The sequence below is a fragment of the Methylocella sp. genome (assembly GCF_044226135.1).
In the GTDB taxonomy this organism is placed as follows: Bacteria; Pseudomonadota; Alphaproteobacteria; order Rhizobiales; family Beijerinckiaceae; genus Methylocapsa.
Map to the genome: position 1 here is coordinate 3668 of NZ_JBGAHM010000054.1, position 10290 is coordinate 13957.

Here is a 10290-nt window from a genome sequence, read left to right on the forward strand (position 1 = left end):
CGGGCGAGCGACGCCCAGCGCGCGGCGATCGAGGCCGCCGTCGAGCGGCTCGCAGGAGAGGGCGCGGGCTTCGACCGGCCGACCGACATGGCGCGCCTGTTCAAGGCGCTCGCCGTGACGCGGCGCGGCGCGGCGGTCCCGCCCGGCTTCGGAAAGGGCCGCGATGACGACGCCTGAGTCGCTCAGCGCGCGCGCGCTCGAGGTCGAGGGCGTCTCGCACGCCTTCTTCACCCGCAACGGCGGCGTCTCGACGGGCCTTTACGCGAGCCTCAACGGCGGCGTCGGCTCGAAGGACGCGGCCGACGCCGTCGCCGAGAACCGGCGGCGCATGGCGTCCCGCCTCGGCGTCGAGCCGCAGCGGCTGCTCGTGCCGTTCCAGATCCATTCGGCCGAGGTCGCGACGGTCGACGCGCCGTTCGTCGAACGCCCGCGCTGCGACGCGCTGGTCACGGCGACGCCGGGGCTGGCGCTCGGCGTCACCGGCGCCGACTGCGGCATGATCCTGTTCGCCGACCCCGTGGCGCGCGTCGTCGGGGCGGCCCATGCGGGCTGGCGCGGCGCGCTCGACGGCGTGGCGGAGGCGACCCTCGACGCCATGGAGCGGCTCGGCGCGCGGCGCGAAAACATCCGCGCGGCGCTCGGGCCGGCGATCGGCCCGAAGAGCTATGAGGTCGGGCCCGAGTTTTACGCGCGCTTCGTCGACGCGGCCGAGGCCTACGCCGTCTTCTTCACGCGCGTCGGCGGCGAGAAATTCCTGTTCGACCTGCCGGGCTTCCTCCGCCACAGGCTGCGGGCGGCGGGCGTCGGCGCCTATGAGGATCTCGCGCGCGACGCCTACGCCGAGGCGGACCGGTTCTATTCGTACCGGCGCAGCGTGCATCGCGGCGAGCCCGACTACGGGCGCCAGATTTCCGCGATCGCGCTCGCCTGAGACGCCGCCCCCCGCGAGGGAGCCGGGGCGTCGCCGGGGCGATGCGAAAGCCTCACATCTGATAGTAGCTGACCCGCCCGTCAGGCCCCTTGCGCCATTCGAACACGACATAGTCGGCGCGCGTGACGTCGCCCTTCTTGTCGAAGCTGAGCGGGCCGATCACCGTCTCGAACGTCTTTCCCGAATGCATCACGGCGGCCATCTTGTCGGCCTCGAAGGAGTGCGCGGCTTCGGCCGCCTGCTTCAGAACCTCGACCGCGGCGTAGGAATAGAGCGTATAGGTCTCGGGATTGTAGTTCTTCGCCTTGAAGGCCTTCACCACCTCGGCGGCCTCGGGGCGCTGGCGCGGGTCCGGCGGAAAGGTCATGAAGGTTCCTTCGACGCCAGGCCCCGCGATGGCCGCGAATTCGTCCGAGGCGATGCCGTCGCCGCCCATCATGGCGGCCTTCACGCCCTGGTCGCGCATCTGGCGCAGCAGCAGGCCGCCCTCGGTGTGGACGCCGCCCCAGTAGACGATGGTCGCGCCCGACTCCTTGATCTTGGAGACCAGCGCCGAGAAATCCTTCTCGCTCTTGTTCAGCCCCTCATAGAGGACTTCGCGGATCCCGAGCGCGTTGAGGCTCTTCTTCGTCTCGTCGGCGAGGCCTTTGCCGTAGGTGGTCTTGTCATGCAGGATGGCGATCTTCTCGCCCGGGCGGCCGGCGAGGAATTTCGCGGCCACCTCGCCCTGCTGGTCGTCGCGCCCGCAGGTGCGGAAGATGGTCGCGACGCCGCGCTCGGTGATCTTCGGATTGGTCGAGCCCGGCGTGATCTGGAGCACGCCGCTTTCGGCGTAGACTTCCGAGGCCGGCATGGTGACGCCGGAGTTGAAGTGCCCGACCACGAAGGCGACCTGCTCGCCGACGAATTTATTGGCGACCGAAACGCCCTGCTTCGGGTCCGCGCCGTCGTCGCCGACCTCGATCCTGACCTTCTGGCCGAGGATTCCGCCCTTCGCGTTGATGTCGGCGACCGCCTGCTCGGCGCCGTTCCTGATCTGCGCGCCGAAGGCGGCGTCGGGGCCTGTGATCGGCGCGCCGACGCCGAGCTTGACGTCGGCGCGCGCGAGCCCCGGCGCGGCGAGGGCGGCCGCAAGCGCCGCGAGGGCCGCGGCTTTCGCGAAACGGGTCTTCAGGCTGCTCCTCATGGGGATCTCCTGTCGGGATTGGGCTTCAGGGCCTTACGGCGCGGGGTCTCTGGCGAGCACGGCGGCGTAATGGGTCTTCATCTGGCGCCGGCGCGTGAAGACGAAGCCGAGGCCCAGAAAGACCAGCGCCGCGGCGAGGTCGAGCATAGAGCCTGCGGGCGAAAGAAGGGGTTCGGCGTAGAGCGCATAATGCAGGAAGCGCGCGGCCGCCGCGATCAGCGCGGCGTAAAGCGCGCCCAGCCAGGCGGGGCTCCAGTTGAGCGCGAGCGCGCGGCCCGCCGCCGCCGCCGTCGCCCCGCCGAGCACGACGCTCAGGCCGAGGAAAATCATCAGGCTGCGGGCGTCAAGAAGCTCGTGGCCGGTCACGCGCCGCCCTCCAGATAGGCGGCGCGCACTTCCGGCCGCGCCAGAAGCTCGCGGCCGGCGCCCGACAAGGTGATGCGGCCGTTGACCATGACATGGGCGCGATGGGCGAGCGAGAGCGCATGGAAGGCGTTCTGCTCGACGAGGAAGACGGTGAGCCCCTCGGCGCGGTTCAGGTCGCGCACCACCTCGAAGATCTGCCGCACGACGAGCGGCGCAAGGCCGAGCGAGGGCTCGTCGAGCATCAGGAGCTTCGGCCGGCTCATCAGGGCGCGGGCGATGGCGAGCATCTGCTGCTCGCCGCCCGACAGCGTGCCGCCGCGCTGGCCGGCGCGCTCCCTGAGGCGCGGAAAGATCGAGAACATGCGTTCGAGGTCCTGCGCGAAGCAGTCGGGGCGCCCCAGCGCCGCGCCCATGCGCAGGTTTTCGAGCACGCTCATGCGCGGGAAGATGCGCCGCCCCTCCGGCGACTGGGCGAGGCCGAGGCGCGCGATCTCATGCGTCGGCAGGCGCGTGAGGTCGCGGCCGGCGAAGCGGATCTCGCCCTCGCTCGCGCGCGGATCGCCGAAGATGGTCATCATCAGCGTGGTCTTGCCGGCTCCGTTCGAGCCGATCAGCGTCACGATCTCGCCCTCGGCGACGTCGAGGTCGACGCCGCGCAGGGCGCAGACCGGCCCGTAATGGGCGACGACGTTGCGCGCCGAGAGCAGGGGCGGGGCGCCGGCGCTCACGGACGGGCCTCCGCGGCGGCGGCCCCGGCGTCGTCGGCGACGCCGAGATAGGCCTTGATCACGGCCTCGTCGGCGCGCACGGCCGCAGGCGGCCCGTCGGCGATCTTCACGCCATGGTCGAGCGCCACGACATGGTCGGACACGCCCATGACGAGCGACATGTCGTGCTCGATGAGCAGGACCGAGACGCCATGCGCGTCGCGCAGGCCGCGGATGAGGTCGGCGAGCTCATGCGTCTCGCGCGGGTTGAGGCCCGCCGCCGGCTCGTCGAGGCAGAGCATCAGCGGCGCGGTCGCCATGGCGCGCGCGATCTCGAGCCGGCGCTGCGCGCCATAGGGCAGGGCGCCGGCCGGCTCGTCGGCGCGCTCGATGAGCCCGACGCGCTCGAGCCAGAAGCGCGCCCTGGCGAGCGCCTCGCGTTCGCGCGCGGGGTAGCCGCGCGGCCCCGGGCCGAAGCCGAAGCCGAGGCGCGCGGGAAAGTCGAAGGCCGGGCCCGCGAGCGCATGATGCTGCGCGACGATCAGGTTTTCGAGCGCGGTCATGCCGCGGAACAGGCGGATGTTCTGGAAGGTGCGCGCGACGCCGGCGCGCCGCGCGATCTCATGGCCCGGCGTGCGTTCGAGCAGAAAAACCTCATGGCCCGCCGTGCGCTCGCTGCGCCGCCCGCCGCGCGTCAGGCCGGCGAGACATTCGCGCCAGTCCTCATGCCGGTCGGCGGGCCGTGCGTCGCGCAGCGGCCGGCCGAGGGCGACGCGCCCGGCCGACGGGCGGTAGAAGCCCGTGACGCAGTTGAACACGGTGGTCTTGCCCGCGCCGTTGGGGCCGATCAGGGCCGTGATCTCGCCGCGCCGCGCCATGAAATCGAGCGACTGCACGGCGAGGAGGCCGCCGAAGCGCATGGCGAGACCCTCGACGACGAGAAGCGGCGGCGTCTCCATCAGCCGCGCCCCTCTCCGGCGAGGACGCCCCGCGCATGGCGAGCGCTGTTCAGGAAGATCGTCGGCCGGCGCAGGGCGACGAGGCCGCGCGGACGCCAGTTCATCATGGCCACCATGCCGAGGCCGACGAGCAGCATGCGGTATTGCGTCGGGTCGAAATCCGCGCCGAACACCGCCTGGAGCGCGTCGAGCTCGCGCAAAAGCTCGGAGCCGCCGATGATGACGATCGCGGCGAAGGCGACGCCGAGCTGCGAGCCGGCCCCGCCGAGCACCACCAGCGCCAGAATGGTCGCCGACTCCATGAAGGTGAAGCTCGACGGCGACACGAAATTCTGCCGCGCGGCGAACAGAACGCCGGCCGCCCCCGCGACGGAGGCGCCGAGCGCGAAGGCGCAGAGCTTGATCGCGACCGTGTTGAGCCCCAGCGAGCGGCAGGCGATCTCGTCCTCGCGCAGCGCCTCGAAAGCGCGCCCGAGCGGCGCCCGGCGCAGCCGGAGGGTGAGGAAGTTGACGAACAGCGCCAGCGCCAGAATGAGGTAGAACAGGAAGATCAGGCGGTGCACGGCGGCGAATTTCAGGCCGAACAGCGCGGCGAAGCCGTTCGGCCCCGCGACGAAGGGGACGCCGAAGAAGGTCAGGCGCGGAATCGAGCTGATCCCGGCGTCGCCGTTGGTGACGGCGGTCCAGTTGGTCAGCACGAGCCGGATGATCTCGCCGAAGGCCAGAGTGACGATGGCGAGATAGTCGCCGCGCAGGCGCAGCACCGGCAGGCCGAGCGCGACGCCGAACGCGGCGGCGGCGAGCGCGCCGACGGGAAGGCAGATCCAGAAGGACCAGCCGAGCCCCGTCGCGAGCAGGGCGTAGGCGTAGGCGCCCACCGCGTAAAAGGCGACATAGCCGAGGTCGAGCAGGCCGGCGAGGCCGACGACGATGTTGAGCCCCCAGCCGAGCAGCACGTAGAGCAGGATCTGCACGCCGAAATTGTCGATCCATTTCAGCGCGCCGGCGGGGCCGAGAAGCCAGACTGCGGCGAGCGGAAAGACGAAAAGGGCGACAAGGCCGAGCGCGCCGGCGGCGAAGCGGAGCTTCGCCATGAGCGCCGCGCGCTCCGGCGTCGCCGCGGCTTTGCGGTCCGGGCGCGGCCGGCGCGGCGCGGCGAGAATCAGAAAGCGCAGGACGAAGGCCGCGAGCACGGCGAGGCCAAAGGTCGGCCAGCGCGAGACGAGCGTCAGCTCGTTCGAGAAATTCTGCTCGGTCCTGTAGGCGAGGATGGGAAAGGCGAGGCCGGCCATGACGAGGGCCGAAAGCGCCGCGCCCTTCAGCGCCGCCGTGAGCCGCGCGCCGGCCTGCGGCGTCGCCGCCTGCGTCGTCTTTTGCGCCATGACCCTAGACTTTTTCGACGTCAGGCCGGCCGAACAGGCCGGACGGCATGAAGATGAGCGTGACGACGAGAATGGCGAAGGCCGCGACGTCCTTGTAGTCGCTCGAAAAATAGGCCGCCCAGAAGGTTTCGACGAGGCCGATCAGGAGCCCGCCCAGAACGGCGCCGGGCAGCGAGCCGACGCCGCCGAGCACCGCCGCCGTGAACGCCTTGACGCCCGGCACGAAGCCGTCGCTCGAATTGATGACGCCATAATAGACGACATAAAGCGAGCCGGCGACGGCGGCGAGCGCCGCGCCGATGACGAAAGTCAGGGAGATGGTGCGGTCGACGTCGACGCCGAGCAGCGCCGCCATGCGCGCGTCCTGCTCGCAGGCGCGCTGCGCCCGCCCGAAGCTCGTCTTGCGCACCAGAAGCCAGAAGCCCGCGAGCAGCGCGGCCGTGACGCCGATGGTGAGCGCCTGCTTGTACGAGAAGGTGACGTCATAGCCGCCGCCCTCGGTCAGGCGGATCACGTCGTTGAACAGCGGCGGCAGCGCCTTGTTGCGCGGCCCCTGCAGCACATAGACGAGATTGGACAGAAAGATCGACATGCCGATCGCCGAGATCAGCGGCGCGAGGCGGAAGGAGCCGCGCAGGCGCCGGTAGGCGACCCGCTCGATCACGTAGTTCCACAGCGAGGTCAGCGCCATCGCGGCGAACATGGCGAGCACGAAGGCGACGGCGAGCGAGCCGACGCCCAGAAGCTCGGTCAGCGCGAGAAGGATCATGAGCGCGATGAAGGCCGACAGCATGAACACGTCGCCATGGGCGAAATTGACCATGCCGATGATGCCGAACACCATGGTGTAGCCGATGGCGATGAGCCCGTAGATCGAGCCGAGCGTGACGCCGTTGATGAGCTGCTGCAGGAAGACGTCCATGAGGCGGGGCGGGCGCTCCGGTGGGGCTGGCGCCTGCGTAACGGGCGCCCGTGATCATGTCTCGCAGGCGCGACATTGCGTGTTCCGCGCCGCTCTGGCAAGACCGGCGCGCCGGAAGGGCGACCGAAACCGCCTCCGCCGCGCGGGCGCCCCGGGCCCGCGGCGCGCCGGCCGGAGCGGATCGAGAGAAAGGCGCGCATATGGCTGAGATCGACGAGGGAGCGGCGTTTCGCGAGGCGATGAGCCGCGTCGCCTCCTCCGTGCATGTCGTCACGACCGACGGCGCGGCCGGGCCTGGCGGCCTGACCGCGACGTCCATGGCCTCGGTCGCGGCCGATCCGCCGACGCTGCTGTTTTGCGTCTACAAGAGCTCGACGTCGGCCGAGCGCGTCGCTGAAAACGGCGTGTTCTGCGTCAACGTGCTCGGTCCCGAAGGCCGCGAGGTCGCCGACGTCTTCGCCGGAAAGGGCGGCCTGTCGCTCGAGGAGCGGTTCAGGACCGGCTCCTGGACCACGCTTTCGACCGGCGCGCCGGTCCTTGAAGGAGCGCTCGCGAGCTTCGACTGCCGCCTTGTCGACGCCAAGGAGTTTGGCACGCATCTCATCATGATCGGCGCCGTCGAGGCGGTCGCTTTCGGCGAGCCGGGCGCCGCGGGGGTCTATGCGCGCCGCGGCTACCACACGCTTTGAGCGGAAAAATCGGGCAGGCTGCGCCGGGCTGGCGACGAGCGGCGGACGAATGGGCGACGCCGCGCCGGCGCAGGCGGCTCCGGCGGGGCGGCAATCTCGCGACGCGCCGGAATTAGCGCATTCCGACCGGATCGGGCCGAGGGGGTCGGAAGCAACAGGCTCGACACCTTGAGCCTGAAGCGTTTCTCGGCGCGGGCGGGCTCATTCGGCCGCAGGGCTCGCGCCGGATTGCGCCGACGGAGCCCGCCGACGCGCGCGTTTTGCGCGCCGGGCGCCGCGTTCAGCGTTTTCCTTTGGGCGCGGTTTTTCGTGCGGCGGGCGACTTCGGCGCGGTTTGTGTCTTCGGCGCGGATTTCGTTTTGGGCGCGGATTTCGTTTTGGGCGCGGACACGCTTTTGGACGCGGGCTTGGCCTTGGGTTCAGATTTTGCCGCGGACGCCGCGTTGGATCTGGCGGCCGGCGTCGATTTGAGCGGCGGCTTCGAGCGGGGCGCGGACTTTTCTCCTGGTTCGGGCTGAGCTCCGGGCGCGGATTTGCCTTTGGACGCCGATGTGCTTTTGGGCGCGGCGCCGGTCTTCGGCTCCACGCCTGCGGCCGGCGCCTGCGTTTTGGCCCGGGCCTGCGCTTTGGCTTGCGCCGGCGCCGCGGCGGCTTGAAGTTTTGCGCGGCCCCGCGGGCTTGCGGCCTCAGCCGCTCCCGATGTCTTGCGCCGCCTTTCGTCCGCGGCGGGCCGGGCGGCCGATGATCTCGCGGCCGATGATCTCGCGGGCGGTGATTTGGCGGTCGTCGATCTGGCGGTCGTCGCGGCGGCTGTTTTGGCGCCGGCCGCCGGCGCGACCTTCGCCGATAAGGCCTGCGCCGATGAGGCCTGCGCCGCGCTTGCCGCGGATTTTCCCGGCGTCTTTTTCGGCGCGCCGGCTGGAGCCGCGGGCTTCGCCGCCTTCGTGTTTCCGGCCGGCGTGCGGACGGCGAGCGCCGGACGCTTCGACGCGGCGCGGCGCGGCGCGGGCGCGGCCGGGCGCGGCGCCTTGCGCTGCGCCGGCTCCGGCGCGGTCAGAAAGCCGATCGCGGCGTCGGCGAACCCGTCCGGCGCCTCGACCGGCGAGATATGCGCGGTGTCGAGCGTCACGAGCCGCGCGCCGGGAATCGCCTCGGCGACGAAACGCGCCAGCGCCGGCGGCGCGGACGGGTCGCGCGCGCCGGCGATGACGAGCACGCGGTTTCCGATCGTGCGGACGGCCTCCGAAAGATCGGCGTCGCGCAGCGCCGCGCAGGTCGCGGCGTAGCCCTCGACGGAGGTGGCGCGGAACGCCGCCATCACCCGGGCGACGGCCTCGGGCTCGGCCTCGCGAAATTCGGGCGTGAACCAGCGCGCCTCGGTCGCCGCGGCCATGCCGGCCCCGCCGCCCTTGCGGATCGCGGCGATGCGCCCGTTCCAGACCTCGGGCGAGCCGAGGCGCGCCGCCGTGTTGGCGAGCACGGCGCGCCCGATGCGGCCGGGGGCGAGCGTCATCACGGCCTGGCCGATCATCGCGCCCATCGACAGGCCGATCCAGTGCGCGCGCTCCACGCCCATGGCGTCAAGGACGCCGATCGCGTCCCGCGCGAGCCCGGCGAGCGAATAGGGCGCGCCCTCGAACGTGCTGGCGCCGTGCCCGCGTGCGTCGAAGCGCAGCACACGGAAAGACTTGAGCAGCGCCGGCATGATCGCGTCGAACACATTGAGGGCGCCGCCGAGCTGATGGGCGAGGACGACGAGCTCCCTGTCCCTGGCGCCCTCGAAGCGGACGTTGAAGGCGGCGCCGGCCACGACGACCTCGGCCATTTCGACTCCTTTGCGCACGAATGTTCGCGCGCATGAATTTTTGCGCGAAAATTTCCGCGCACGGACCGCCGCGCATGGACCGCCGCGCACGGACCGCCACGAGAGGGGCGGAGGCGCGAACATGAGCTGCGCGACCATGGATTCGCGCCAAACAACATCGATTCGCGCGAAAAACGACGCGGCGAATCCGCATCGTCCGCCCACGAAATTAACGATCTTCCGCGATGCGGCAACAGGCTTTGCGCGCGCCGCGCCGCGCAGCGCAAGCTCGGCACAAGCGTTGCTTGAAATTTTTACGACGTCCGGGCGAAATCGGCGCGTGCGACATTATCGGGAGAGCGCGCGGAATCGGAGGGACGCGAATTGGAGGGACGCGAATCGGGAGAGCGCAAATCGGGGGACGCGCAAGAGGCGCCTCGCTTGTTTCGGCCTGCGGCTCGAAACGCCGCGGTTTTGGAGGTTCGTCGCGATGAACGAAGCCAGCAAAGCGGTCAGGACAAAAGCGGACAAGACCGCCGACACCACATTCTCGCTCAGGGTCTCGGATGATTTTCTGAAGCAGCTGGCGGGCTACGGCCTCGCCACGGCCGAGATCCTCTACCGCCTTCCCGATCATCCGCGGCTTTTGCAAAGCTATGTCTGGCAGGACTACGACATCGCGCCCGATTTTCCGACCTTGCTGAAATTCCTGAATTTCTGGACGCGCGAGCTCGACGGGCCGCTGCACAGCGTGCGTGTCGGCCATTCGAAGCTCATCAGGCCGGCGGAGTTTCGCGCGGTGGGCGCGGAGCTGCGCCTGCATTGAGCGCGCGCCGGCGCGCGCCGCGAAAATTTCGCGCTGCGGCCGGCTAGATCAGCCGCAGCGTCTTGAGGCTCGCATGGCCGCGCCGGCCGACGATGAGATGGTCGTGGACCACGACGCCGAGCGGCTTGCCGACCGCGACGATCTCGCGCGTCATGGCCACGTCCTCGCGCGAGGGCGACGGATCGCCCGAAGGGTGGTTGTGCACCAGAATCACGCCGGTGGCGGCGAGCTCCAGCGCGCGGCGCATGATCTCGCGCGGATAGGCCGGGGCCTGGTTCACCGTGCCGACGCCCTGCACCTCGTCGGCGATGAGGAAGTTCTTCGTGTCCAGAAAAAGGACGCGCAGCTCCTCATGGTCGAGATGGGCCATCGCCGCGCGGCAATAGTCGACCACCGCCGGCAGGCTCGAGAGCGAGGGCCGCGTCTCGAGCTCCGCGCGCGCGAGGCGGCGCGCGGCGGCCTCGACGATCTTGAACTCGACGATCGCCGCCTCGCCGATCCCCTCGATCTCGGCGAGG

General features: G+C 70.6%; 11 protein-coding genes. 3 read left to right on the top strand and 8 right to left on the bottom strand.

Annotated elements, in window-relative coordinates:
• Positions 1-163: 163 nt before the first annotated feature.
• Entirely contained in the window at positions 164-931 is a 768-nt protein-coding gene (gene pgeF, locus ACILRB_RS15215) for a peptidoglycan editing factor PgeF (protein ID WP_395667142.1), read from the top strand.
• Positions 932-983: 52 nt separating this feature from the next.
• Here pgeF and ACILRB_RS15220 read toward each other — a convergent pair whose 3' ends face one another.
• The 6 genes from ACILRB_RS15220 to ACILRB_RS15245 are packed head-to-tail and all read right to left on the bottom strand — an operon-like array spanning position 984 to position 6453.
• A complete protein-coding gene (locus ACILRB_RS15220) occupies positions 984-2117 on the bottom strand; it encodes a branched-chain amino acid ABC transporter substrate-binding protein (protein WP_395667143.1) in 1134 nt (377 codons plus the stop codon).
• 33 nt (positions 2118-2150) lie between these two features.
• Entirely contained in the window at positions 2151-2483 is a 333-nt protein-coding gene (locus tag ACILRB_RS15225; RefSeq protein WP_395667144.1) for a DUF6867 family protein, read from the bottom strand.
• On the bottom strand, positions 2480-3211 hold the full coding sequence (locus ACILRB_RS15230; RefSeq protein ID WP_395667145.1) for an ABC transporter ATP-binding protein: 732 nt from the start codon (positions 3209-3211) through the stop codon (positions 2480-2482). Before ACILRB_RS15230 ends, ACILRB_RS15225 begins: the two co-directional genes overlap by 4 nt.
• A complete protein-coding gene (locus ACILRB_RS15235) occupies positions 3208-4149 on the bottom strand; it encodes an ABC transporter ATP-binding protein (protein WP_395667146.1) in 942 nt (313 codons plus the stop codon). Before ACILRB_RS15235 ends, ACILRB_RS15230 begins: the two co-directional genes overlap by 4 nt.
• Positions 4149-5531, bottom strand: a complete 1383-nt coding sequence (gene livM, locus ACILRB_RS15240) for a high-affinity branched-chain amino acid ABC transporter permease LivM (protein ID WP_395667147.1) — start codon at positions 5529-5531, stop codon at positions 4149-4151. Before livM ends, ACILRB_RS15235 begins: the two co-directional genes overlap by 1 nt.
• A 4-nt stretch (positions 5532-5535) precedes the next feature.
• Positions 5536-6453 (bottom strand): branched-chain amino acid ABC transporter permease, encoded by a 918-nt coding sequence (locus tag ACILRB_RS15245; RefSeq protein WP_395667148.1) that lies wholly within the window; start codon positions 6451-6453, stop codon positions 5536-5538.
• 200 nt (positions 6454-6653) lie between these two features.
• Here ACILRB_RS15245 and ACILRB_RS15250 point away from each other — a divergent pair, with 200 nt between their 5' ends.
• Positions 6654-7142 carry a flavin reductase gene (locus ACILRB_RS15250; RefSeq protein WP_395667149.1) on the top strand — a complete coding sequence of 163 codons (489 nt, stop codon included), beginning with the start codon at positions 6654-6656 and terminating at the stop codon, positions 7140-7142.
• Between the two features lie 280 nt (positions 7143-7422).
• Here ACILRB_RS15250 and ACILRB_RS15255 read toward each other — a convergent pair whose 3' ends face one another.
• Entirely contained in the window at positions 7423-8967 is a 1545-nt protein-coding gene (locus tag ACILRB_RS15255) for an alpha/beta fold hydrolase (RefSeq protein ID WP_395667150.1), read from the bottom strand.
• 553 nt (positions 8968-9520) lie between these two features.
• Between ACILRB_RS15255 and ACILRB_RS15260 the strand changes: the two genes are divergently transcribed.
• Positions 9521-9772 (top strand): usg protein, encoded by a 252-nt coding sequence (locus tag ACILRB_RS15260; RefSeq protein ID WP_395667153.1) that lies wholly within the window; start codon positions 9521-9523, stop codon positions 9770-9772.
• A 43-nt stretch (positions 9773-9815) separates the two neighbouring features.
• On the opposite strand, the gene ACILRB_RS15265 is transcribed toward ACILRB_RS15260, so the two are convergent.
• Positions 9816-10290 (bottom strand): RadC family protein (locus tag ACILRB_RS15265; RefSeq protein WP_395667151.1); only part of this gene is annotated, 475 nt, incomplete at its 5' end.

What these genes read in the sequence shown, in the direction of transcription:
- ACILRB_RS15235 (WP_395667146.1), bottom strand. Translation starts at nt 4,149, where the DNA reads ATGGAGACGCCGCCGCTTCTCGTCGTCGAGGGTCTCGCCATGCGCTTC.
- ACILRB_RS15220 (WP_395667143.1), bottom strand. Translation starts at nt 2,117, where the DNA reads ATGAGGAGCAGCCTGAAGACCCGTTTCGCGAAAGCCGCGGCCCTCGCG.
- ACILRB_RS15245 (WP_395667148.1), bottom strand. Translation starts at nt 6,453, where the DNA reads ATGGACGTCTTCCTGCAGCAGCTCATCAACGGCGTCACGCTCGGCTCG.
- pgeF (WP_395667142.1), top strand. Translation starts at nt 164, where the DNA reads ATGACGACGCCTGAGTCGCTCAGCGCGCGCGCGCTCGAGGTCGAGGGC.
- ACILRB_RS15250 (WP_395667149.1), top strand. Translation starts at nt 6,654, where the DNA reads ATGGCTGAGATCGACGAGGGAGCGGCGTTTCGCGAGGCGATGAGCCGC.
- livM (WP_395667147.1), bottom strand. Translation starts at nt 5,531, where the DNA reads ATGGCGCAAAAGACGACGCAGGCGGCGACGCCGCAGGCCGGCGCGCGG.
- ACILRB_RS15255 (WP_395667150.1), bottom strand. Translation starts at nt 8,967, where the DNA reads ATGGCCGAGGTCGTCGTGGCCGGCGCCGCCTTCAACGTCCGCTTCGAG.